The organism is Tolypothrix sp. PCC 7601 (genome assembly GCF_025677855.1).
Lineage (GTDB): Bacteria > Cyanobacteriota > Cyanobacteriia > Cyanobacteriales > Nostocaceae > Aulosira > Aulosira diplosiphon.
Map to the genome: position 1 here is coordinate 4,341,916 of NZ_CP064879.1, position 24,756 is coordinate 4,366,671.

Annotated in this window: 15 protein-coding genes; 6 read left to right on the top strand and 9 right to left on the bottom strand. The window is 40.2% G+C overall.

Going from position 1 to position 24,756, the window contains the following annotated elements:
* Positions 1 to 38: 38 nt before the first annotated feature.
* From HG267_RS17850 to HG267_RS17865, 4 genes are all read right to left on the bottom strand, one after another.
* Complete coding sequence (locus HG267_RS17850) at positions 39 to 746, bottom strand: DUF4079 domain-containing protein (RefSeq protein ID WP_045869419.1); 708 nt, start codon at positions 744 to 746, stop codon at positions 39 to 41.
* Between the two features lie 306 nt (positions 747 to 1,052).
* Positions 1,053 to 1,511 (bottom strand): DM13 domain-containing protein, encoded by a 459-nt coding sequence (locus HG267_RS17855; protein ID WP_045869418.1) that lies wholly within the window; start codon positions 1,509 to 1,511, stop codon positions 1,053 to 1,055.
* A 277-nt stretch (positions 1,512 to 1,788) separates the two neighbouring features.
* Entirely contained in the window at positions 1,789 to 2,220 is a 432-nt protein-coding gene (locus HG267_RS17860) for a hypothetical protein (RefSeq protein WP_045869417.1), read from the bottom strand.
* A 10-nt stretch (positions 2,221 to 2,230) separates the two neighbouring features.
* A complete protein-coding gene (locus HG267_RS17865) occupies positions 2,231 to 3,523 on the bottom strand; it encodes a cytochrome P450 (RefSeq protein WP_045869416.1) in 1,293 nt (430 codons plus the stop codon).
* A gap of 943 nt (positions 3,524 to 4,466) precedes the next feature.
* On the opposite strand from HG267_RS17865, the gene HG267_RS17870 reads away from it, so the two are divergent.
* The 3 genes from HG267_RS17870 (at position 4,467) to HG267_RS17880 (ending at position 8,169) form a co-directional block, all read left to right on the top strand.
* Complete coding sequence (locus HG267_RS17870) at positions 4,467 to 6,233, top strand: peroxidase family protein (protein WP_045869415.1); 1,767 nt, start codon at positions 4,467 to 4,469, stop codon at positions 6,231 to 6,233.
* A 130-nt stretch (positions 6,234 to 6,363) separates the two neighbouring features.
* On the top strand, positions 6,364 to 7,230 hold the full coding sequence (locus HG267_RS17875; protein WP_045869414.1) for a GNAT family N-acetyltransferase: 867 nt from the start codon (positions 6,364 to 6,366) through the stop codon (positions 7,228 to 7,230).
* A gap of 63 nt (positions 7,231 to 7,293) precedes the next feature.
* Positions 7,294 to 8,169 carry a GNAT family N-acetyltransferase gene (locus tag HG267_RS17880; RefSeq protein WP_081583959.1) on the top strand — a complete coding sequence of 292 codons (876 nt, stop codon included), beginning with the start codon at positions 7,294 to 7,296 and terminating at the stop codon, positions 8,167 to 8,169.
* A 149-nt stretch (positions 8,170 to 8,318) separates the two neighbouring features.
* Here HG267_RS17880 and HG267_RS17885 read toward each other — a convergent pair whose 3' ends face one another.
* Positions 8,319 to 11,885 carry a CHAT domain-containing protein gene (locus HG267_RS17885; protein ID WP_045869413.1) on the bottom strand — a complete coding sequence of 1,189 codons (3,567 nt, stop codon included), beginning with the start codon at positions 11,883 to 11,885 and terminating at the stop codon, positions 8,319 to 8,321.
* A gap of 596 nt (positions 11,886 to 12,481) precedes the next feature.
* Between HG267_RS17885 and HG267_RS17890 the strand changes: the two genes are divergently transcribed.
* The gene (locus HG267_RS17890) at positions 12,482 to 13,171 is read left to right on the top strand and encodes a hypothetical protein (protein WP_045869412.1); all 690 of its coding nucleotides are present in this window, start codon (positions 12,482 to 12,484) and stop codon (positions 13,169 to 13,171) included.
* Positions 13,172 to 13,474: 303 nt separating this feature from the next.
* On the opposite strand, the gene HG267_RS17895 is transcribed toward HG267_RS17890, so the two are convergent.
* From HG267_RS17895 to HG267_RS17905, 3 genes are read right to left on the bottom strand one after another with little or no spacing between them, the layout of a single operon-like run.
* Positions 13,475 to 14,107, bottom strand: a complete 633-nt coding sequence (locus tag HG267_RS17895; RefSeq protein ID WP_045869411.1) for a response regulator transcription factor — start codon at positions 14,105 to 14,107, stop codon at positions 13,475 to 13,477.
* Positions 14,104 to 14,946 (bottom strand): S1C family serine protease, encoded by an 843-nt coding sequence (locus HG267_RS17900; protein ID WP_045869410.1) that lies wholly within the window; start codon positions 14,944 to 14,946, stop codon positions 14,104 to 14,106. Before HG267_RS17900 ends, HG267_RS17895 begins: the two co-directional genes overlap by 4 nt.
* Positions 14,947 to 14,977: 31 nt before the next feature.
* Positions 14,978 to 15,883: a S1C family serine protease gene (locus tag HG267_RS17905; RefSeq protein WP_045869409.1), complete on the bottom strand. Its 906-nt coding sequence runs from the start codon at positions 15,881 to 15,883 to the stop codon at positions 14,978 to 14,980.
* Positions 15,884 to 17,323: 1,440 nt separating this feature from the next.
* On the opposite strand from HG267_RS17905, the gene HG267_RS17910 reads away from it, so the two are divergent.
* Positions 17,324 to 20,293 carry a methyl-accepting chemotaxis protein gene (locus HG267_RS17910; RefSeq protein WP_081583958.1) on the top strand — a complete coding sequence of 990 codons (2,970 nt, stop codon included), beginning with the start codon at positions 17,324 to 17,326 and terminating at the stop codon, positions 20,291 to 20,293.
* 592 nt (positions 20,294 to 20,885) lie between these two features.
* On the top strand, positions 20,886 to 23,858 hold the full coding sequence (locus HG267_RS17915; protein ID WP_081583957.1) for a tetratricopeptide repeat protein: 2,973 nt from the start codon (positions 20,886 to 20,888) through the stop codon (positions 23,856 to 23,858).
* A 309-nt stretch (positions 23,859 to 24,167) separates the two neighbouring features.
* Here HG267_RS17915 and HG267_RS17920 read toward each other — a convergent pair whose 3' ends face one another.
* A complete protein-coding gene (locus HG267_RS17920) occupies positions 24,168 to 24,692 on the bottom strand; it encodes a COP23 domain-containing protein (RefSeq protein WP_045869408.1) in 525 nt (174 codons plus the stop codon).
* Between the last annotated feature and the right edge of the window lie 64 nt (positions 24,693 to 24,756).

Consider the following 24,756-nt stretch of genomic DNA (forward strand, 5'->3'; position numbering starts at 1 on the left):
CCCTTCCCCTTTCCCCCTTCCCCAATTATTCCATTCCCCTACGGCTTTATCGTTCCACAAACCTTATTCACATAATCACACTGATAAATGTATGGTTCTTGCCAACTTAGGGGAATTTGCAGTAAATCTCTTGTACCTGTTAAACCTTGCCCGATAAACAATAATAAAGCTACGCAATTTAAAATTGTATGCACTAGCCGCCAGCGATTGGATCTATCTTGATAAATATCTTGCACAATTGCTAAAGAAAAAATCATCAGCAAGGCTGCGGTAATGCCAATATAATAATGTGACCAGTACCATTCTTTAGTCAGGCGATACACTCCATCCTGACAGCCAAGAATCACTAACCCCGCACCAGTTAAAGTGGCAAATATTCCCCGCCATAACTTTTGCTTGGCTTGATAGAGTAAAACTAAAGAGATAATCGTTGCCACAAACATCAAGATAATGAAAATGAATTGAAAAGTTGCAGTGTTCCAAAGTTGATGTTTGACGATATCTTTGCCAATTGCATAAGCTAGACCAATTAAAGTTAAGCCAACAACTGCACTAGTTAACCACTCGCCTAACTTTTTATGTTCTGAACCAACTACCGGGGGAATTTTGCTTTTACCTCCCCCTAAACTTTGTAACCTGCGTTGGCGTGTTTGCCAAGCAAAATTTACCACATTCCCAATCAGAGGGAAGACAAAAATTACTGCGATCGCGGGATGTATTAGGCTAAGAAAATCGGCTATTTCCATATAATAAATGGGTAATGGGTAATGGGTAATGGGTAAGATTTAGTAATTCGTAGGGTGTTGTACTCTCAGCGTTAACGCACCTAGAATTTTTGATGGTAACTTGGTGCGTTGCGCTACGCGACAACACACCCTACTGGCGCGACAAGGTTAAAATGTGGCAATATAATTTTCTTGTGGGGTGGACATCTTGTCCGCCCAGGACGGGCAAGATGCCCATCCCACAAGAGTTTGAATAATGCAATATTTTAGTCTAGACACGCTACTACATTTCTATTTCCATATAAAGGTAATGGGTAAGATTTAGTGTTAGCTATTTGCTAAAGGTGCATAGCCGAAAGTAGCATTGAATTTACGACACCATACTGCTACAGATTTAAATTCACCTAACTTGACAGTTTCTGGTAAAGCATAGCGTTGAGTACCGCTAGTTTTTTGTAATGGTGCAATGCTGAAATAATCTTTTTCTTTAATGCCAGATATAGGTGGTTTATCAGTACGATATAAAATTACATATAAATCTGGGCCTTGATCAGTTTTAAAATCTCCATCAAACTCGAGAAAGCGTTTTCCTTGTTCGGTAATGACTTTCACTTTCCCTTGAGTAGGATGTTCCCCAGCTTTAAATGCACCCAAACCTGCACCTGAACTTGCTACGTTTTCCGTCGCTGCTTTTGGTGTATCTGTTTTATTAGAGGCGCTTTCGTTGGCACAACCTACAGTTATTAGCGCCATCATACCTACAATAGCTAAATGCTTAAACTTCATAGCTTTTATCTCCCTCAAATGCCTTTATACCTACAATTTAAGGGTTTTAGCTGTTGATAAAATTAATAGAAGCTGAGAATCTGTTAAAAATTAAGGTTATTGATGTTGATGTATCGCAGTCTATTTGTTTAGTTAATAAATTTATGTAGGATGTGTTAGGCAAAGCCGTAACACATCAAAATTGTTGGCGAAGAAAGATGCGTTACGCTGACGCTAACGCATTCTACGCGCTTTTATTGGTGGTTAATTGTTGATTTTTGCAATTAGCGATCGCAATTTAAAATTCCAATGCAAAACACAACACCCGCGTCTTACTCCAATAAGCTTGACCTAGAAAAACCCCAGGTGCAACCTCGCGGATTTCATCTCTAATTTTTTGAGCGATAAATGAGGTTTGAGAATAGTCTAAAATTATCGCTTCACCTTGACTAAACCAACTTTCCCCACGGTAAACTTTGGCTTTTACTAACTTCAAACCTAAAATAGTAATGCTATTCAGTAAGAAATTTTGATTACGATAAAATATCTTTCCTTGCCAAGCAAGTAACCTTACCAAAGCAGCTAAAAAATTACGTTCCGGGAGTCCAGTGACAAAAACAACTGTACCTCTACCTTGTCCACTGGGTATTTCTCCGACGGGACTGTTTTGGTAAAGTTGATCTAATTCAGCAGGCGACATTTTCATCATGTCTGCTGTGGTAATCGCCATTCTTGTTACCTCATTGATAGTTTTGCCAGCGAATATCTTTTCCGGGAAAATAGAGTGGTAAAGGATCGTGAGCGAGTAGGGTGCTGTTGATCGTGATTTTCTGTTGTGCGATTAAAATTGCGATCGCACTTTTACATACAAACAGAATTAGGTCTTTTCCCGGACAGGTACGGGAACCTCGCAAAAATAGGTTAGAATAAGGTGCGTCAACTTCATAATTTTTATCTAGCCAGCGTTCTGGTTGAAATAAATCTGCACTCGGCTCAAATTCTAGATGTCGTTGCATCATCGGAAAAAAGTGCAGAATGTCCATCCCTTCGGGAATATAATGGTTGTTAAAACTATCTCCTGTTGGTGTCAGGTGAAATGTGAGTGTTACCGGAGGATAAAGGCGACCGGTTTCTAACACACAGGCTTCTAGATAGGTTAATTGGCTAATTGTCGCAGCTTCTGCTAGGTTGTGCTGGTTAATTTCTGATTGCACTCGCTGTAAAACTTCTGGGCGAGAACTAATCAACGCTAAAGAACGCACCAACAAATCTGTACCAGATCCGGTGAAGGTAAACATCCAGTGGGGAATTTGCTGTAATAACTCCGCTTCTGACGCTTCTGGTTTCATCTGATGCGCCATCGACAGCAATGAGGGTTGATGGGATAATTCACTTTGTTTCCATAGCTGTCGTAGGTAATCATATAACTTTGCCCGTCGTACTTGTTCACGATTCCCAAACAGCAACCTTTTGATGGGATTACCTACCAAACTAAATAAAACCTGAATATCTTCGATTAACTCTACAGGCGCAACATTGTCGCCAAATACAATCCCCAACATCGCTATCCCCATACCTTGGCGAATATCCTCAATGCTGGAGACTGGTTGAGCAAAACCACGCTGTATCTGATGCAAAAAAGCTTGTTGATAGTGGTGTTGAGCACCTGTGCAAAGCACTTTTTCATTATAAGGGCGTAGGCGTTGCCATTGCTGATCATGGCTGATAGTCAAAGCGTTAGGTGCAAGATAAGACATCCCCTGTTTTTTCAGAGTTCCTTCTAGATAACCTGCGCTAGATGGTGTCCCTTTGAGGATATGTGCTGATAAGTCCCGCCCAGATACTAATAAGACTTTTTTCACTAAAAAATTGAGAATTACGTTCTCGCTTTTGTAGTTAATAGTGACACCTTTGAGCCAATTAGTCAGTACCTCCTGAAAGTTGAAGCGATGAGGGCTACTGAGGAATTTTGCGATCGCACTTCCTAAAAGCCGCACGATATCAAGCACATTCGTTGAAGGATAGGTTTCCATAATGGCTAGCGTTATGACAGGAACTACAGCAATAATTGGTATTTAATTAGACGGTGCATCAAAAATCTTGTGAGATACCTGCTTACTCAAAATTTATAACTATTGAGTAATAATGAGCGCGAACTAATGCTAAAAACTTTGTCTATTATTTATTCTCAATTAATATAACTAATCTTACAGTACCCTTGAGGGTACTATTTTTCTCTGAAGCATTGAATTACATTTAAATAGGTATTATAAATTGTCCAACATAGCGCGATCAGCAACTTAGTATTTGTTTACAACTGCTGCAATCATTTAATTTTTTTATATGCTGATTTCGACTGTTTTGTAATTTTGTGAAGTACAGAAAATCTCTCAAAGGCTTACTATGAATAAGCTTGGACAAACATTAATACTAATGAACTAAAAAATGCAAGTGGGCGATCGCGCATAAATTTTGTAAGTTAGATTGATAGATAGAAAATGTCTCATTGATTATTGAACAAATAAGTACGGCACTCCCGCCTGTACTGGATAAGATGCGTTACTAACTCATCCTACGACTAAATTATCAGCGATTTTCGGTGCCTTCGCCTATGGCATAAAACACCACCATTTGAAGTAAGTGAGGTACATCATGAGTAATGAGTAATGAATAATGAGTAGGAAGTTTACTTATTACTCACTACTTATTACTCATTACTTTTTTCAATTATCGATATCTAAAAAAATACTTACACCTTCAGCAATTACCGAAAATTAGGTGTAAGTAATTAGGACTTACGCAAAAGTCACGGAATTACGTCATTACGAGCGTAGCGACGTAATCCCCTAAAACTATGGGATTGCTTCCCTACACTACGTTCCGGTCGCAATGACAAATTTTGCTTGCGTAAGTCCTGGTAATATAAGCGGAAAAAACTGAGTCATTGTCTCAAAAAATATTAGAGGAATTGGTCAAATGTTTGGAATTCCTTGGCATCGCCTACCTACACCATTAGCATTGTTAAAACTAGTTGGGTTTCGCAACAAATTAAGACAAGAAAATCTCCACGATACTGCTCAATTACCTGATACAAATAAACTTCCTCATCCTCAAGCAAGTCCCGATGGCCGTCATTTGGTAGCGCGTACCCCAGATGGTAGTTTTAATGACCTGAAAAATCCAACAATGGGAATGGTGGAGACTCGTTTAGGGCGAAATGTTCCCCTGACAAAAGCTAATGTAGATCAGAAAAATATTCTCAATCCTAATCCCCGTGTTGTTAGCCAGAGATTGATGACGCGAGATGAATTTATCCCAGCGACATCGTTGAATATCTTAGCGGCTGCTTGGATTCAGTTTCAAAACCATGACTGGTTTTCTCATGGAAACAATCAGCCAGATAAAAAAATAGTTATTCCCCTTGCAGAGGATGATACTTGGCCGCAAGAACATCGACCAATGGCGATTAAAGAAACCTTAGTTGATCAAAGCCGCCCAGAAGGAGATAAAGCAGAACCCCCAACTTTTATTAACAAGGTGACTCATTGGTGGGATGGTTCGCAAATCTACGGGAATAATGCCACACAGGTGCATGAATTGCGTTCTCATGTTGATGGCAAACTGATTATTGGTGATGATGGGCTATTACCTGTAGATCCAGCAATTGGAATTGATCGCACTGGCTTTAATGACAACTGGTGGATTGGCTTAAGTTTAATGCATACCCTATTTGTCAAAGAGCATAACACCATCTGCGATCGCCTCAAACAACAATACCCAGATTGGCGAGATGACGACCTCTACGACCATGCGCGATTGATTAACGCGGCATTAATGGCGAAAATTCATACAGTGGAATGGACTCCCGGTATTCTCGCCCATCCCGCCTTGCAAATTGCTATGAGTGCTAACTGGTGGGGGTTACTAGGTCAACACGTCAAGAATCTCTGGGGACGTGTTGGCGAAGGTGAGACCCTGAGTGGAATTATTGGTTCGCCAACGGATCACCATGCAGCACCTTACTACATTACCGAAGAATTTGTGAGCGTATATCGCTTACATCCCCTAATTCCCGACGAATTTGAATTCTATTCCCACAAAAACGGTCAATTGCGGCGCACAGGTGACTTCTTTGAAGTAGCAGGTAAACGCGCTAGGGGAGTAGTAGAAGAAATCGGCATTCCAGATTTATTTTATTCCTTAGGAATCGCTCACCCCGGGGCAATTACCTTACACAATTACCCCAAAGCCTTACAGAAATTAATTCGTGACAACGGCGAAACCTTAGATTTAGCCGCCATTGATATTTTGCGCGATCGCGAACGTGGCGTACCCCGCTATAACGAATTTCGCGAAATCATCGGTCGTGGACGAGTCAAATCCTTTGAAGAGATTACCAGCAAGCCTGTCTGGGCGAAAGAACTACGGGAAGTCTACAACAACGATATCAATAGCGTTGATTTAGTTGTTGGCATGTTTGCCGAAGACTTACCAGACGGCTTTGGCTTTAGCGACACAGCCTTTCGAGTATTTATTTTAATGGCTTCCCGCCGCCTCAAGAGCGATCGCTTCTTCACCAAAGACTACCGCGCCGAAATTTACACCCAATTCGGTCTAGACTGGATCGACAGCAATGGACTGTTATCCGTCCTCCGCCGCCACTATCCCACCCTAGCACCCGCCTTATTTGGTATTAACAACGGCTTCGCCCCTTGGCGAAAGGTTGGAATAGCGGGATATTAGGGGATGGGCATGGGGCATGGGGCATGGGGCATGGGGCATGGAGAATTGGTAATTGGTAATTGGCATAATTATTTCCCCTTGTCCCCTTCCCCTTTTCCCCTCATCCCCCTCATCCCCCTCATCCCCACCCATGCCCACCATCAGAACCCTACAACCAGGTGATGAAATGTTGCTAGAGAATTTTCTGTTGCAACATATCGATACTTCGATGTTTTTGCGTTCTAATTGGCGAGAGGCGGGGTTGGTGGATGTGGGTGAAAGGTTTCAGGGAACTTATATTGCAGCGTTGTTAGATAACAATATAGTTGCAGTCGCCGCCCATTATTGGAATGGCATGGTGGTGGTACAAGCGCCAGTGTATTTACCAGAGGTGGTGCAAATAGCAGTAGCCCAGTCTCATCGCACTATTTCTGGAATTGCTGGCCCGGCTGCACAAGTGGAAGTTACCAAGCAAGTTTTAGGGCTGGCTCATCATCCCACTAATATAGATGAGCGTGAATTATTATTTTCCTTAGCACTATCAGATTTACAAATTCCCCCTGCCTTAGCATCCGGTGAAGTAAAGTGTCGATTGCCACACCAAGAAGAATTTGATTTACTCACTGAATGGTGTGTTGCCTATAATGTGGAAGCATTAAAACAAAGTGGAAATACTGATTTAAGTTTATCTTGTCGCCATGCAATAGAAGCGCGTCAAGCTACAGCGAGACATTGGATTTTAGTAGTAGAAGATACACCTGTTGCTTATACTACCTTTAACGCCCGCTTGCCAGATATTGTCCAAATCGGTGGAGTGTGGACACCGCCGGCTTTCAGAGGTAAAGGCTATGCCAGAAGCGTAGTTGCAGGCTCATTGTTAGAAGCGCGATCGCATGGTGTAGAACGCGCTATCTTATTTACACAGCAAACTAACTTAGCAGCACAAGCCGCTTATCGGAGTATTGGTTTTCGGACGACTGGTGAGGAATTTGGTTTAGTTTTATTTGACATGAAATAAATCTGGAATCAATTTTGTATTATGTGTAGTATGAATAAGTGAATTGATAGCCAGATTTTATTTATGAGCTGCGATCGCTTCCAAAAATCCTTCTCTGCCGATCCTACCTTAAGCAGTAAGCTGTTTGACTTAGTAGAAGCCACCTTTCCGGGACTTACTAGCCTAGCTGAACGCGCACGAGAACTAGGTGCATCATGGGAAGACGCTTCAACTCCCTTCATTCTCTTTGATGATGATGTCGCCATTACCCATATCGGAGTTTTAGAAATTCCGATGTACATCATGGGTGAAAAGGTAACCGTTGGCGGAGTTCATGGCGTATGTACCCGCGAGGGATTTCGCAGAAGAGGCTATTATCGCCAAGTCATGAATGAAGTAATGGAATATTGCGACCAACGTTATGAAACTCTAGTATTGACGACGTTGGAACCAGAGTATTATTTACCTTTTGGCTTTCGCGTTGTTCCAGAACACAGCTTTAAACTCAAGTGTAATTCCACAGGTAGCATCAACGGCTTGAGAACACTGGATTTTGCAGATGTCAAAGATATTGCATTGTTGCACAGACTGCTAGAAACCCGTGTACCTGTCTCTAATATAGTTGGGGTAGTCAACGAAAAGGCTGTATTCTGCGTTGACGAAGGTAGCCGTCCTTTACATTATTTCCCAGATTTAGATGCGATCGCCTGCATGGAGATAGAAAATACCACACTTCATCTTTACGATTTAGTGACTACTCAAATGTATCCCTTGCAAAAAATCTTGGATAGGATACCTCAACTCATTAAAGAAGTCGTGATTTACTTCAGTCCCGACTTGCTGAATGTTGAAGATGTGGAAGCATTTATCTATGAAATTGAAGAAACTAAATTAATGGTGCGTGGTAAATTTGCCGCAGAAAAGGAAAAATTTACCCTTCCCCGTTCTGCACGTTGTTGAGGCTAATTATTGCAGAAACAACAAAGTCTATTCCTATACTTTTCGGTTAAGGGCAAAAGGGGCAAGAAAAAACCTTTAACCCTTACCCTTTAACCTTTTCCCCAAACCAAATTACCAATTGAAAACCCTTAATCGCGGAGTATTGAGGTCTACTCTGCCTCACCAATAATAGTGAAAGCCGCCCAATTTTTAGGATGAGGGTGTTGTTTCATCGTTACCAACATTGCCTGACGCAGTGCAGCAGCTTTATCTGGTTGCTGTTGCCAACTGCGATAAAATTCAGTCATTAACGATGCTGTCGGCGCATCCGGTACAGCCCAGAGAGAAACCAACACACTAGCAACACCAGCAGAAATAAACGAGCGAGATAAACCAATTACCCCATCACCTGTAATCTTACCCGCGCCAGTGTCGCAAGCACTGAGAACGACTAATTCAGCATTTAGCTGTAAATTGAGAATTTCATCAGCAGTCAGTAAACCATTACCGTTACCCTCCTGCTTTTCGACATCAGGCGCTAGAGCAATACTACTTCCTAAGCCACGTCTATCATCCAGTAAGCCGTGAGTAGCTAGATGAATGATGTTGACTTTTGGTAACTTTGATATCACAGTTGCTTTAGTAGGTTGATTGCCAATCAAAGCCTTAGTACCTAGCATCTGAGCAATTAACTGCGCTTCTGTTTCTGCTTCTGGTAAAGGTGATAATTGTTCTGGAGATTGCCCCGGCACAAAAGATACTTTTGGCATCGTAGGATTACCTACCACCAAGGCACTTTTATCTCTACGATTCAGCTTACGCCGTTGATGGGTTAGGTCAAGAATTTGAATGGCTGGGGCGGTCAGTATCGTATGCTTTTCTATTAAGAATTTGCTTTGTGCATCTTGCAACGCAGGAAAAGGTACAAGAAAGAGTTCATCTTGAGGAATGAAAATTACATGGGAATCAGGATCATTTGGTAGTAAATCAGCAATAGGTGCAATGAGTAGTTGATGGAGTTGCTGTAAGCTGCGGTGATTGATACGCAAAGACTCAACTGGAGAAACCACATCTTTGATTGGCGGTGCTTCGGGATTATCTAGTTGTTTGATTGTCAGATTATTTTTGTTACTACCTCTACCTTGGTTAATTAGTTGACGAGTTTGGCGAATCAAATCTTTAAGAGGAGTTTTCAGAGATTTAAGGTCAACTTGCCGAAATATAATTTCTCCTGTAGGTTTGACAACCCAAATATATAATTCTGATTGTTGTGGATTCCAAGTATCTGACCAATATCTCCTAGTAATTGAATATTCAACTATTGTGGCTTTTTGGTGTTGAGCAACTCGCTGAATTTGAGAGATATTTAATGGCTGAAGACTTACTGGAGTAGCTTGCTTAGACAATAACCGCTTGGCTAATAAATCAACAAACACGCGGCTACGTCCCTGTTCGGCAATTTCTAAAGCTGATTGCGGCTGATTCTGAGCAATGAGTACTTTTTGTAAAGTCCGGTAAGAATCAATGATATCCTCAAAAGAAGATACTTTGTATGTATCATTATAGGCTTGATTATTGTTTAGCTTTTTTCTGCCAGATTCATATTGTTGAATACTCGCACGTAGTTTTTTCTCTGCTGCTGTGAAATGACCAGATTCAGCTAGAGAAATTCCTAAATTTCTTAAAGATTGCCACTGAGAATTAGTAGTTAATTTTTCTGTGAGATTTTCGATTTCTAAAAGTTTTTGAGCATATTTAAGGGATTGGTTGTAGTTCCCCTGTTCGTAGTAGATAGTTCCTAAGAGAATTAAGCTGCTAGATACTACATCTTCACTATATATTTTAGTGATTTTCTGCGCGACTTCTAAACTTTGTTGGGCATAGCTAATTGCTTTAGTATAGTCTCCAAGTTCAAGATAAGCATAACCTAGTGTTTCGAGGGCAGACTGTTCATTAAGTCCTTTGGATTCTTTATCTAGTCGCGCTACCTCTAAAGCTTGTTGAAAGTAGCTAATGGCTTTAACGGAGTCTTTTCTAGCTAAATAAAAATCACCTAGCTCTCTTAATTGAGATACTTCTAATCCCTTAAACTTCTCTTGCCGCGCTAATGTTAAACTTTGCTGAAAATATTCCAGTGCCTTGGTATAGTTTTTTAATGAAAAATATCCAGATGCTATATCTGCAACCAGCATTCTTTCGGCTTCACGATTTTTCAGTTGTCGTGCTACAGCTAAACTTTGCTGATAGTAGTTAATTGCTTGATAATAATCTTCAAAATTGCTGTAAATACTACCTAGAGACCTCAGCGATTCCAATTCTATTTTCCGGTCTTGGGACTTCCTGCCTACAGTTAAAATTTGCTGTTCGTAATCAATTGCTTTGACATAATCTCCTAAAATCAAATAAGCATTAGTTAGAGATTTTAAAGTCTCCAACTCTATCTCCTGATTTTGTGTATTTCGGGCGATTTTTAGCCTTTGCTGATAGTAGTAAATAACTTTGGCATAGTCTTCTAAAGAATCAGAAAATTTACCTAAATCGTTAAGCGCTTCTAATTCTTGTTTTTGATTTTGTGACTTTTGTGCTAGAGAAAGCATTTGCTGAAGATATTCCAGCCCTTTGTGATAATTTCCTCCAGAATAGTAAGCCCAGGCTAGTTCATTCAAAACCTCTAAAGTCTGATTTGTTTGTGATTTGTTTTGTGCTAACATGAGAACAGCACGTGCATATATATCTGCTTGATTTGTGTCTTCAATCTTTACAAATAACCGTACTAATTTTTGTAGGGTTTGACTCTCTATAATTTCTTTATTTAGTTGTTTTGCTAAAGCTAAAGTTTGCTTATAGTAATCAATAGCTTTGGGATAATTTTTAATGATTTGGTAGGCAAAAGCTACATCTTTAAGAACTTCTAATTCCCGCTCTTTATTTGGTAGTTGCCTTGCTAAGGCTAGACTTTGTTGTGCGTATTTACCAACTTTAGCTTCATCACCAATATAACCATGAATATTAACTAGCCTTGTGAGAACTTGCAACTCTATATCTGGTTTTTGCAATTTTTTTGCTAGTACTAAAACTTGCTGATAGTAAGCCATTGCTTGAGTATAGTTGTTCTGACCGTAAGCCGCAGCTAATTCCTGGAGAACTGTTAACTCTTTATCCTGGTTATTAATGCGACGCGCTAACACCAACATTTGCTGAAGAGATTCAATAGTTTTAGCATCATCTTTGAGCAAACTGTAAGTACGGCTAATACGAGCTAGGTAATTAAACTCTCTTTCAGGGTGATTAATTTGGCGTACTAATGCTAACATTTGCTGAAGAGATTCAATAGTTTTAGCATAGTTATCTTGTCCTCTATAATAATTAGCGATCGCTTCCAAAACTTCCAATTCTTTTTCTGGTTGCTGCAGTTGCTTTACTATCACTAAAGCTTGTTGCAAATAGGCAATTTCTTTTACATATTCCTTTTGATATCGATGCCTCTTTGCTAGCATCTGCAGTGCCGCAACTATTCCTTCTTTGTCTCCAATTTCTTGATAAATAGTTAAAGCTGCTTGCAAAGATTCTATATCTTTTTTTTGTCGCAAAATATCAGCTTGTCTTTTCCTTTCTTGTGCAGTTTGTGCTACTGCTTGAGGTGCATTGAAAAAAGGAGATAAATTGCCTACAAAGGGATTAAGTATGGTTGTAATAATAATCACAACTGCATGAATATATATATTTTTATGTAGCATATAATTTTTGATACCGTTGGGTTCCAGTTGATTATTTCATACTTGACTAAAGTTGACATACTGGTCAGCTTGAAAAAAAGGTAATTTTGTAATATCTGAAGTGCATCTAGCTGATACCGTAATCAAATCTGTATAGGTTTTTCGTTATTTTATAAATTTTTATAATACATAAGAAATTGACCATATAGCCACCAATAGCAAAATAACTGCATAGGGAGACTTCAGTAGTTTACAAAAAAATTAATACCACAATATGGCAAATATATGTATGTAAAGTTACATTAACTTTGTACTGATTTGCTACCAAAACATCTGTTTAAGAATTTGATTACTAAAACACCGATTTAGTATTCGGTAAACCTGAGTAAACCATAGGGTGAGCACTAGAGATCATCAGTATTTAAACTAATGATCTCAAAGTGCCCACCCCAGCAAAATCTCCAAAAATCGTTCATTTTTGATTAATGAATCGATATTCTAAGGAGGTTATTTGCAAAATATGCCGAGAAATTGCAACTAATAAATCTCACAATTGCAATTATTTCTGCTTTCCTAGATTACACAAGAATGAGTCTATTAATGATTTGAGATTTCCCATGAAAACAAAGAGTACCAGCATAATTTTCTTGACTTTTATCAGCTTTAATTTAATTCTGGCTAGTTGTAGTAATCCTAAAGAAGCTAGCGAGGCTAATTTTAAACAAGCTCTCAACACAATCCTAACTAAACACAGAGTTGGGTGTGTTCCTGTTTTGGGAAATATGGAGTCATTTCCGATTACAATATCCAAGCTAGCAACAGAACAAATAAACCAACTTAATTCTTTGGTAAAAGTTGGCTTTTTATCTAGCAAAGAAGGGGAAAAAAAAGATTATTCAGGAAAAAGTATTCCGGGAATTGAATATTCTGTTACAGCCGAGGGAGAAAAGTTTTACACATCTAATGTTTATCCCAGATCTCCACAATCACAACCCACAGGAGGTTTTTGTATTGGGGAAGCAGAAGTTGACAAAATTCTTAACTTCACTGAACCGCAGAGTTATCCTGGATCTCCCCAAGTGTCTAATGTGAAATTCACCTACAAATTTAAAAATCTGGGTAAATGGTTTGAAGATCCAGAAGTGCAAGCAACAGTTGGGACTATGTGGAAAAGAGGAATATTTGCCAATCAACCTTTAAATGATGGAAATGGTGCACTTCATAAAATACTAGAAAGTAAAGATAATCCACCTGAGATTCAAATTAATTTGTATCTAACTAACAACGGTTGGGTAGATAAGTTATAGGACAAAGGGAGGGGACAGGGAATTCTTAACAGCGAATAGAAAAAATATGTGTGTATCGGCGAAATTAAAGATAACTGGCTGAGGCTGTCATTGGTCATTAGTCATTGGTGAGGATTTTAAAACTATTTACGTTTATTAATACCAAATCAAATAATGTTTGCGACACATCAATATATTCTAGAGGGCAGGGCATTGCCCATGCCCCTACAATCTGTCGCATTATTGTTTTAAATTGGGATAAATAGTTGGGTTTATTTCCAATGACAGACTTAGCTACTTATCTACAAATCTGAAGCTGTTGATTTAGAGCATAATCAAACCCAGACGTACACCAACAGTTACAGCCTCAGTGCGGGAAGACACACCTAGCTTTTGAAAAATCGATGAGATGTGAAACTTTACAGTATGCTCAGAAATATGCAGGTGTTTAGCGATCGCTCGATTACCTAAACCAGAACCAAGCATTCCTAAAACTTCAATTTCTCTGGGTGTTAGGGTTTGTACGGGAGTAGTGGTGACTTTTTCCCGCAGGGGTAGTAACTCTAAAAAATCCGGATGTAGCACTACTAAATTATCTGCGATCGCAATTGTCGCCGCGATAATTTCTGATTCTGTACTGGTACTGGGTAATAAACCCCGAACGCCAGCATGAATGGCGGCTTCTAAATCAATGCTTTCTAGTTCCTCTACAATTACCAAAAATCCTAGAGGATATTGTTGCTGTTGAATTAAAAGCAATTTTTCCCAGATTGTTGGTTGCAGATTCGCACCTAAATCTAGTAGCACTACATCAGGTTCTAATTGTTCTACTTCCCTAGTTAACACATCCAAATCGGATGCACTCCCCACCACCGTTAACTGGGAATTGCTAGTTACAACCGCCGCTAAACCCGCCCGCACCACAGGGGAAGTTGCAACTACCATTACCCGAATCATCTCGACTCCACCGCAGTTTTCCCACTCTGCAATACTACATAAACTACAAATTGCTGACTGCCACGCCAAATTTGTAGGGGTAAGGCTTCGCCATCTTTGCTTTGTTGCAGATATTTGCTTAAATCATCATATCTAGAGAGCGATCGCCCCGACACGCCAATCAACACATCGCCAATTTGTACGCCAGCTGTGGCGGCTGCGCTATCAGGAAGCACAGATAAAACTAATAATCCCAGGTTGCGGTTACCTATCAGCACAGGTTGCAAAGTTACTCCTAGTTGCGGACGGCTGGCACCTAGTAAAAAGCGGTTGACTGCTAAACTAGGGACGGCGACAGCTAAACCGTTGACAACCATTGTATTAATTCCCACAACGCGACCGAGACAATCAGCCAAAGGCCCGCCAGAATTCCCAGGATACAATTGAATATCTGCCATCACTGCTCGTTGATGCTGTCCGTGAATAATTCCTGTAGTCACAGCGCCAGTATCAGCAAAGGGATTCCCCACCGCTATAACTAATTCCCCGACTCGCAGCGCATCCGAATCACCAATAGTTGCAGTCTGTAAGTTAGTAGCATTAATTTTCAGTGCAGCTAAATCTTGTTGTGGGTCAAACTTAGTACGTACAGCTTCAAATATCCGCCCATCAGCTAATTCTACCGTAGCTCTGCGGCTAGTAGCGACATGGGCATTGGTAATAATTAAGCCATCGGCTTGCCAAATCACACCAGAACCAACTCCTTGGGAACCGCTTCTGACTTTAACGGTGTTGTGGCGTAATTTAGCAGCTAAGGCTGCCAATTCATCAGCAATGTTGGGAAAGCTTGTGTTAGTCATAGTTTTGCCATCGTGAATTGTGAATTTTGCATTACTCAGCTGGACGTTCGCCAATTGCGATCGCTAACTCGACTAACACCCCACCACGAACCACTTGCAATGGTACAGTTTTACCCACGCGATCGCTACTATTAAGTAACGCCATCACATCACCGGTATCACTCACCGTTGTACCATCCAATTTCACTAATACATCCCCCAGCAATACCCCGGCTTTATCTGCAGGCCCAGCTGGCTCAACATTGACAACAATTACACCAGTATCAGTAAGTAAATTTAAGGTAGTTGTGAGGTTATTGGGTAAGCGTACAGGTTGCATTCCTACACCTAAATAACCCCGGGCAATATGACCTTTAGCTAATAATTGCTCAACTACACGGTTAACTGTAGCCACAGGGATAGTTAATGCTGTACTACGCCTTCCCGATGTATTCATGCCTACTACATTACCAGCCGCATCTACCAACGGGCCGCCAGCAAAGCCTGGATATAGGGTAATATCTGGGCGGATATATTGGTCAATATTCCCACCGTTCATACTCCGCCACGCACCACTCACGACACTTACTGCGCCTAAAGCCGCGCGCAATTCTCCTTCGTTACTTCTGGCTATTCCTAATACTAAATTGCCTACTTTAAGTGTTGTAGTATCGCCAATTGTCGCCACAGGTACGGCTGCATCTGAAATTTGAAACACAGCGACATCTGTACTAGAATCATGTCCTAAATGTGTAGCTCCAACAGTACGGCCATCTGCCAGAGTAATAGTAATTTCCTCATAACGTTGCAGCGATTCATCGGAAGTGACAATGATGCCATTCCGCCAGTGAATTCCACTTGAGGAAACCCGTCTACCAGCGTTAACTGCAACTACAGAACTCCCGACTTGTTCTACGGTATCAGCTAAACTATTGGACAAAGCTAGTAATGAAGACATCTAATTTCTCCACAAACATTCTGATATACTCAATATCTTGTACTGCTTTACTTCTAGGCGACATCAGAAAATTGGGGAGAATTCATCCTAGACAAATGGCTAGTGTTGTTAGCTGTACTTTAGCCAGCAAAGAGCTGATAGGTTTTGGTGTTGAGTTTTTAATTAGGCAGATATACAGGTTTTTAGTTGCTATTTGGTGCCGCTAGATACAACTCAAAGATATTTTTTCTACTCCCGGTTCTCTGTGAGACGTTAGCTTTGAAGCAACGAGTAAGTTCATGCATCAAATAGCTGCTAGGAAACTCATATTTAATTTGGAAAATAACTGAACATACCTGGATTCTTCTCCCCTATCCTCTGTTCCCTATTCCTTTTCTTTTTGTGTAAATTATTTCTGCAATTCAACCAGATAGCTATATAAAAATTTAATATTTGATTCTCACCTACCCAGTAATAATTTATATTCTGGGACTGCTTGGTAATACTAAGACACACAAACTTAAGTATATATTTTTGTAGCAAACAATACCTGTTAAATTTGCTTGACAGAAATACTGGGAGAATTGTAAAGTTAAAATCTAACAAAGGTATTATTTTTATAAAGTCACTTAAATAACTACAAAATAATGCTCAATATATGGCATAATTAGTTACTTACAAGGTTGAAGTCAAAACAATATCAATTTCATCAAAATTTGCTTTGCTTCACAGCAATTATGGTAAACACTGATTTAACCATACATCAGCCTGATATTAACACTTTAATAGTGAAAAGATTTCATGGTATTATTGCCATTCTTTGTTATCAGCATAGGTTTTTATTTAGGAAATTTTCTTTACGTAAAAACCACTAGGTGCATTACTGAGGCAGAGAAAATTCATGTAGCTATTGTACTGAAATCAACAAGGGTTGCCAGATTATGAGTTAAAAATTTTTTACAACATATTCATGATTTAGCAACTCGTACCAATTGTTTGAGCTTTTACCTGTTCCCTATTAATTACTATGTGTTTACCAAAATCAAGCTACTTGCTTGGAAGTCAGTAACACAAATGAAAGTTAGCTCTAGGAATATCTATCAGCAAGTATCCCGAAAATGGCAATTATGAGATATTGACACTCAAAATTAAAATCCGGGAATCGCAGATAGAGCGCCTAAAGTAGTTACGAAGAGATGGGTAATAAATATTAGCAAAATATATTTTATTATCCCAATGGTGCCAGGTAATTTTCACCTATCTACTACTCAATATCAGGGGTGATATCGTATCTACTTTTATAGCTATCTTTTCCATAAAATAGATGAAATTTATTAGTTTCCAGTCACGAGTTTAAAACCTGGCTTGAAGTTCAGTATTAAATATTAAGTATTAATCTGACTGGATATTGATACTTCCGTATTTAGGGTATTTTCAGTGACTGACAGGTGAAGATTTTTTATGAATAATAGGCTTCATGGCAACACTACTTTGACATCAGAGTATCAGCCATCATCTTTAAACCCACCCGTAAACCTTGAGCAGCAGAGTAATTACTCCCTAGGATTAGGAGCGCCAATTCCTCAACACCAACAGGCACAGCAAGGATTAATTAAGTCTTTATTCCAGCGATTTTATAATCTTTCTATTGGACGCAAACAACTGATTGCTTTAATAGCGTCAGAATTAGTATCGATTGTGGGTATTAGCTTAGTTGGTCGATACTTAATTACGAGTAATTTGCAGACTCTCTCACTTGAGCAAGCCAAGTCAGAGTTAGCTGTTACAGATATTAATTACAATATCAAAATTAATCAGATGGGCTTTGGTTTCCGGGGTCAATCTGATAATCCGGCAATTATTCAAGCTGCGGTTTTGCATAGCTCAGGGCAAGTATTAACGCCAACATTAAAGCAAGAAGTTAAGCAAATTCTCACCAACGAACTTAAAGCCAGAAAAATTGAATACGCCACCTTAGTTGGTAAAGATTTTAAAATTATTGTTAATGGCAATACTAATCGGGAAGGCGAGATTTTTAACCCCGATAATTTGGTGAGTGAGGTATTAAATAATCCGCAACAAATCAAAGCTACAAGAATAGTCACTTGGTCAGAAATCAGCAAAGAATCACCTGTCTTACCAGAAGGTTTTAGTAACCAAAATGCCCTGATTCGTTATACAGTCACACCTGTCAAAAACTCCAAAACTCAAGAAGTAGTTGGGGCTTTAATTTCTGGAGACATTGTGAATGGGAAAGAACCCATTGTCAAAGGAACATTAAAAGCCACTGGTGGTGGCTATAGTGCGGTTTACCTCAGCCAACCAACAGGCGAATTTTCTTTAGCAACAGCTTTGGATCAAGGCTCATCTAAAGATATTAATCAAGCACAAACAAATGTGCCATTACCCGCAACCGGGAAAAATTTATTGGCAGCAGCAATATCAGCCAATGGGAATCCAGTTACCGGCAGGATAAAAGTAGGTAACCAAACTTACACAATGGCAGCGAAAGCAGTGCCGAATAAAATCATTGAAACCAATGATGGTTTAGCTACTGTAGTAGATGAAAACTCGGTAGCAGTGTTAGTGCGAGGAACTCCAGAAACTGCCCTCAATCAATTACTAGAAAATAGCTTTTGGGTAGAAGTTCTAACCATAGTTTTAGCATTATTAATCATATCATTTTGGGCACTGGTATTTCGGCGCGGCATTGTTAAACCAATTCAGCATCTAGAGCAAACAGCTCAAAAATTTGCCACAGGCGATCGCACTGCTCGGGCGGAGATTTTTGCCAGTGATGAAGTCGGGCAATTGGCTAATACCTTTAATCAAATGGCAGATAAGCTCACAGAACAAGCAATTCGCCAAGAAAATGAAGCCAAACTATCACAAATAGTCAATGAAATTACCGCTCGCTTCCGGGGTACGCTCAACGCTAAAAAAATCCTCAATGTAGCAGTCAGCAGCACTAGAGAAGCCATCAAAGCTGATCGCGTTATTGTCTATCGCTTCAACGAAAATTGGGAAGGCACAATTATTGCCGAATCCGTGGGAGCTGATTGGCCATCCTCTTTAGGAGAACAAATTACTGATCCTTGTTTTGCCAGGGATTATGTTCAAAAATATCAAAGAGGCCGGGTACAAGTACTAGAAAATATCTATGCAGCTAGCTTGAGTGACTGTCACCTTGTCCAACTAGAAAGATTTGCAGTTAAAGCCAATTTAGTAGCTCCAATTTTGATTGACAACAAACTCTATGGTTTGTTGATTGCTCACCAATGTTCTGGTTTCCGTGAGTGGGATGATATAGAAATTAATTTGTTAAAGCAGGTGGCGATTCCTATCGGCTATGCACTAGAGCAATCATCTCTCTTAGAACAAATCGACACATCACGTTCCCGCGCCGAATTAACTGCACTAGAACAACGCCAACACAACGAGGCTTTACAACAGCAAATCCTCACACTCCTCAGCGATATCGAAGGCGCATTCCAAGGTGACTTGACAGTGCGATCGGAAGTCACATACGGAGAATTGGGAACAGTTGCAGACTTTTTCAACTCCATTGTAGAAAGTTTGCGTGTGATTGTGACAAAAGTGAAAGCCTCGGCTATCCAGGTAAATACAGCCCTAGGTGACAACGAAGTAGCCATCCGTCAACTGGCAGATAAAGCCCTCAAACAAACAGATGATATCAGCCTCGGCTTAAATAGTATTCACCAAATGAAAGTTTCTATTGAAGCTGTAGCCGAAAATGCCAGACAAGCTGCGCTTGTGGCTCACAGAGCATCTTCTACGGCTCAACACAATGGCGAGGCGATGGATTTAGCTGTACAAAACACCTTAAAATTGCGTTCTACAATTGGTGATACAGCGAAAAAAGTTAAGCGTTTGGGCGAATCTTCACAACAAATTTCCCATGTAGTCGCCTTGATTAATCAAATCGCTATGCAAACCAACTTTTTAGCCATCAATGCTGGTTTGGAAGCCACCAGATCCGGTACAGAAGGAGAAGGTTTTGCAATTATTGCTGAAGAAGTTGCTTCCCTAGCAGCCCGTTGCGCTGATGCTACCCAAGAAATTGAGCAGATAGTCAAGAAAATTCAACGGGAAACCACTGAAGTAGTGAAAGCGATGGAACAGGGAACTCAGCAGGTAGTAGAAGGTACTCACATTGTGGAAAATGCCAAAACCTCCCTGAATGAAATTCTCAATGTATCTGCACAAATTGATGAGTTAGTCCAGTCAATTTCTGCAGCCACAGCATCTCAGGTTGAAACATCGCAAGCAGTCAGCAAATTGATGCAAGACATTTCCAAAGTATCCGTACTGACTAGCAATGACTCGCGTAAAGTGTGCCAATCTCTACAACAGACTGTGGAAATTTCCCAAGAATTACAAGCCACTGTAGAGATGTTTAAAGTGAATTAATCTACTTCACCCTGATTTTGGCTTGTCAACAGGTCATCCCTAGTTAAGAGATGACCTTTTACTATTTTGGTATAAAAAATATTCCATGCCTATTCAGGAAAAAGAGGAGAAAAATTCTTTTCAAGACGCACCCACCGCAAAAAAACTATCCTCATCAAATCCTCTGAATCTATATAGGAATTACCTCCTGCCCCCTACCTCCCAATACGGTTCGGATCAGTATTTTGCATCTCCCTCGTGATTTGGGAAAAGGGTAAGGGTGAATTCAATCCTTTTTCCCGTTTCCCTTTCCCCCTTAACCGAACTGTCTTGTCCTGCCTCCTGCACCAATTAAAATTTTTATGAAGCAGTACTACCCAATGCAAACATTTCCCTACATCACGCAAGCAACACTGAGATAGCAGTACTATCCTCATGAAATTACCGTGCACAGACAGTAGCGGATTATAAAGAATTGGTATTAGCTAATCATTGATATATAGTCATAATTGCTACTCGAATGGTAAAATGTCCCTACAATATCAAGTAATCAAATAAAAAGTTATTCTATTTCCCTATTTTCATGACTTAGCTTAAATATCCGCTCTTTTTTATGAAGCCCCTTGGTAAAGTTCTACAACAGGCTGACCTCATCTCATCGGCACAGATAGAGATCGCTCTTCAAGAGCAGACGCAGTATGCTGGCGTGAGGATCGGTGATATTCTCGTCTCACATGGATGGCTCAAACAAGAAACAGCTGATTTTTTCTCTGAGCAATGGCCTGCTGTATTGCAACAGCAAGCAAAACAGCCGTTGGGAGTGTACTTAAAAGACGCTGGGTTGTTAAATGAGCAGCAAATCGTCACTATCCTTGCAGAACAACCACATAAAGGATTGCGCTTTGGCGAATTAGCTATATTTAAGGGTTGGCTGAAACCAAATACAATCAAATTTTTTCTGGAGCATCTGGTTTTGGAAGCACAACAACAGGGAGAAGAATCCACAAATAGCTCTCCAGAGCAAATAGAGCGATCGCATTTGCCAGGAGGGGAGGCACAAAATAACCTGAACACCTCGAATTACGTTTCTCAATCAGGTTTAGATCCGCATTCGGCAGAATCGGAATTCACAAGATTAAGACTGTTTAATCGCAGCACAATTAAATTATTCAAATTAGAAGAAAAAGCTGCTTCTCCAGAAGCAGTGCTGACAGAAGTGCTTTATTGGACTAATGGCCAGCCCATTCTTACCCAAAAGCTGTGTCGATTAATTGCCGAGTCCGACGATTTTATTGCAACAGGAAAAGAAGCGGCAAAAGTACAACAGCTAGTAGAAACCCGCTTGATTAACAACTGGGAAACGCAAGTAGCAGCTGAACATTTACAGACAATTCGCAACAGCATTCTCAAAAATCAGCAATGCAAACCTTCATTGCTGTTGCAACTGTACCAACAAATCTGGCAGCAGGGTGAAGTTGAGGCGAATAACACTCCAGAACAAACTGAGCTTTTGCAGTTGCGATTAGTAGTTAAGCAAAATCACAAACTCAGAGTTGCTAATCGCATTTACCAGTTGGTTTTTGATGATAACTGGATTCAGCAAGAATTAGCTAAATTAAAACTGTTTAGCCGCAGCACGATCAAATTATTTAAATTAGCAGAAAGAGCTAGCTGTCCTGATATTGTTTTAGGAGAAGTCTTATCTTGGACAGAGGGTCAGCCATTACTCACACAAAAAGTTTGTCAATTGCTGTCTGATTCCCAGGAATTTATTGCCCAAGGTGCAGAAGCCGAACAAGTGCAACAGCTAGTACAAAGCCGCTTAATTAATAATTGGGAAACAAAAATAGCTGCGGAACATTTACAGAAAATTCGTGACAGCATCATCAAAAATCAGCAATGCAGCCCCTTAGCACTGCTGGAATTTTACTTACAAATTTGGCAGCAGGGCGAGGTAGCCACCATAGACAGTCCAGAACAAACAGAACTGTTAAATTTGGGATTGATCGCGAAACAACATAGCAAGCTGAAAGTTGCTAACCGCATTTACAAATCCGTGTTTGATGCCTATTGGATTAAAAAAGAATCAGCTAAGTTAAGACTGTTTAGCCTCAATACCATTAAATTATTTAATTTAGATGCTAAAGCCAGTTCGCCAACAGATTTGCTTTCAGAAGTCCTGTACTGGACAGATGCTCAACAAATTCTGACTGAAAAACTGTGCCGATTACTGTCAGAAACCGAAACTTTTATTCCGGCTGGTGCAGAAGCTACCAAGGTGCAGCAGTTAGTCCAAACCCACTTGATTAATAATTGGGAAAATCAGATAGCATCTGAGCATTTACAAACAATTCGTGACAGCATTATTGCTAATCAGGAATTCGATCCCTTATCTTTATTGGAGCTATACCAACAAATTTGGCAACAGGGAGAAATCCTGGCTAATAGCAGTCCAGAAGAAGCCGAACTCCTGAATTTGGGGTTAATAGTGCAACAGCAAGATAAGTTAAGAGTGGCGAATCGAATTTATCAATTAGTATTTGACCGCCAGTGGATAGAAAGGGAATTAGAGAACATTCTCCATCCCGCAATGGCAAAAACAGCTCTATCCAATTCCACATCCAACTCTACCGCCTCAGTTACGGCTTTTAGTGCTGCTAAAACTACCATTGCTTCTGAGAATCGGGGAGAGAAAAAATTATGGGCTTTACTAGGAATAGCTGCCTTGATGGTATGTGGTTCCGGCTTGATGTTGTTTGGGTTAAATGTGTTTAAGTGGCTAGAAGTAGAAACGATTTTTAAACGCGGTAATGATTTATTGCATCAAGGAGAATATCAAGAAGCGATCGCCAAATACAACAAGCTGTTAAAAATCGATAGTAACTACTATCAATCTTGGACTAATCGGGGCTATGCCTTAGCAGGGATGAAAGATTACAAGCAAATGCTAGAATCCTGCACCACAGCTACGATTATTCAACCAAGCGCTGTTTATGCTTGGAATTGCCGTGGCGAAGCCCTATATAATCTCAAGCAATACGAACAAGCGATCGCAGCTTTTGATAAAGCTATTGCCCTTAACCCCAGAGATCCGGTTTTCTGGGTAAATAAAACTGACTCACTCCTCGCACTCAAGCAGCCAGACGCAGCAATTACCGCCATTAGCCAAGCAATTGAGATGTTGAAAAAGCTGCAAGAAGCCGAAGGACAAGAATCCCATGCTAAAGAGTTATCAGTAGCCTTTAGTTATCAAGGCAAGGCTTTTTCTCAAAAACAAGACCACCAAGCAGCGTTGAATGCTTACGACCAAGCATTAAAGTATAATTCCCAATACTTTACAGCTTTGCGGGGTAAAGGCATCGCGCTACAAGGATTAAAACGGGACGATCAAGCGATCGGGCAATTTTATTTAATGCTAGAGCGTCCGCAACTGAGCAATTCCCAAAAAGCCGAAACTTGGTATTACTTAGGCTTGAGCCTTTGTGAATTTAACCAACCAACAAAAGCGATCGCGGCTTTTGATCAAGCTTTAAAGCTGCAACCAAATTACGAAGCCGCAGAGCAAGGCAAGAGAAATTGCCGATAGCTTGGTGGTTTGACAAGCTGAAGGCAGGAGGCAGGAGGCAGAAGAGAACAAGGGTTTACACCTACAGCACTTACAATTGGAAGGAGTTTGAATCTTCTCCCAAGGGGCTTCCAGAAATTAAATTATCCAGTGTTCAGAGCGAAAGCCATAATATAGTCTTCTTCCTCCTCTGCATCCTCTGTTCCCCCTGCTCAAGGCAGCAATTGATTATTTTTTATTTGGAAGTTCCCTGTAGTGATAGTTGTGCGAACCTGTAAAAACAAAGACTAGTATTATTTTTGACTGCAAATTATCCAAGCCACAGGGAAATTATTTAAATGGCCACCAAGAAGGTTTGGTATCCGTATATATACGGCTAATAGTCCGCACATCAGGAGCTTGTACTTGCTTGAAATCATTACCTAAAATGGCGTACAGAGCTTGAGAGGGGTTATCTGTAGGTTGGAAAGTAAATAAAAGCTGGGCACTATAGTGATCGCAACCAACACCTCTACGGGCTACGGCACACACGGTAGATTGACCATTGAGCTTGTCAGTTGTCAAATATTGAGAAGTGCCTTTGTCATAAACAGCCTGTAAATTTGTAGCTGCGTTCTGACAGGTTTTTAGAGCATCTTCGTCAGAGAAATATTGGGGCAGAAATTTAAAAAGAGTGTGTTCTTTAGTAGTGTTTTCTTGAAGTAAAGTAACAACTACCGTAGGAGTACTACCATCATTCCGACAGCTAACTTCTACTGTGCTGGTGGCTGTACTGGGTACAGAGAAGGCCGCTACTGCTCCTAAAGCCCAAAGCGGAACTGTTCCCATTGTCAACCAAGAGTGGTTTTTGCTCATTTTTACTGACTTCCTTTCTTGACCGAAAATTACAGTTGCATATAGACTCAATATTATTATTTTT

What these genes read in the sequence shown, in the direction of transcription:
- HG267_RS17860 (WP_045869417.1), bottom strand. Translation starts at nt 2,220, where the DNA reads ATGGCGATTACCACAGCAGACATGATGAAAATGTCGCCTGCTGAATTA.
- HG267_RS17905 (WP_045869409.1), bottom strand. Translation starts at nt 15,883, where the DNA reads ATGTCTTCATTACTAGCTTTGTCCAATAGTTTAGCTGATACCGTAGAA.
- HG267_RS17920 (WP_045869408.1), bottom strand. Translation starts at nt 24,692, where the DNA reads ATGAGCAAAAACCACTCTTGGTTGACAATGGGAACAGTTCCGCTTTGG.
- HG267_RS17865 (WP_045869416.1), bottom strand. Translation starts at nt 3,523, where the DNA reads ATGGAAACCTATCCTTCAACGAATGTGCTTGATATCGTGCGGCTTTTA.
- HG267_RS17870 (WP_045869415.1), top strand. Translation starts at nt 4,467, where the DNA reads ATGTTTGGAATTCCTTGGCATCGCCTACCTACACCATTAGCATTGTTA.
- HG267_RS17910 (WP_081583958.1), top strand. Translation starts at nt 17,324, where the DNA reads ATGAATAATAGGCTTCATGGCAACACTACTTTGACATCAGAGTATCAG.
- HG267_RS17850 (WP_045869419.1), bottom strand. Translation starts at nt 746, where the DNA reads ATGGAAATAGCCGATTTTCTTAGCCTAATACATCCCGCGATCGCAGTA.
- HG267_RS17880 (WP_081583959.1), top strand. Translation starts at nt 7,294, where the DNA reads ATGAGCTGCGATCGCTTCCAAAAATCCTTCTCTGCCGATCCTACCTTA.
- HG267_RS17900 (WP_045869410.1), bottom strand. Translation starts at nt 14,946, where the DNA reads ATGACTAACACAAGCTTTCCCAACATTGCTGATGAATTGGCAGCCTTA.
- HG267_RS17890 (WP_045869412.1), top strand. Translation starts at nt 12,482, where the DNA reads ATGAAAACAAAGAGTACCAGCATAATTTTCTTGACTTTTATCAGCTTT.
- HG267_RS17875 (WP_045869414.1), top strand. Translation starts at nt 6,364, where the DNA reads ATGCCCACCATCAGAACCCTACAACCAGGTGATGAAATGTTGCTAGAG.
- HG267_RS17885 (WP_045869413.1), bottom strand. Translation starts at nt 11,885, where the DNA reads ATGCTACATAAAAATATATATATTCATGCAGTTGTGATTATTATTACA.
- HG267_RS17915 (WP_081583957.1), top strand. Translation starts at nt 20,886, where the DNA reads ATGAAGCCCCTTGGTAAAGTTCTACAACAGGCTGACCTCATCTCATCG.
- HG267_RS17855 (WP_045869418.1), bottom strand. Translation starts at nt 1,511, where the DNA reads ATGAAGTTTAAGCATTTAGCTATTGTAGGTATGATGGCGCTAATAACT.
- HG267_RS17895 (WP_045869411.1), bottom strand. Translation starts at nt 14,107, where the DNA reads ATGATTCGGGTAATGGTAGTTGCAACTTCCCCTGTGGTGCGGGCGGGT.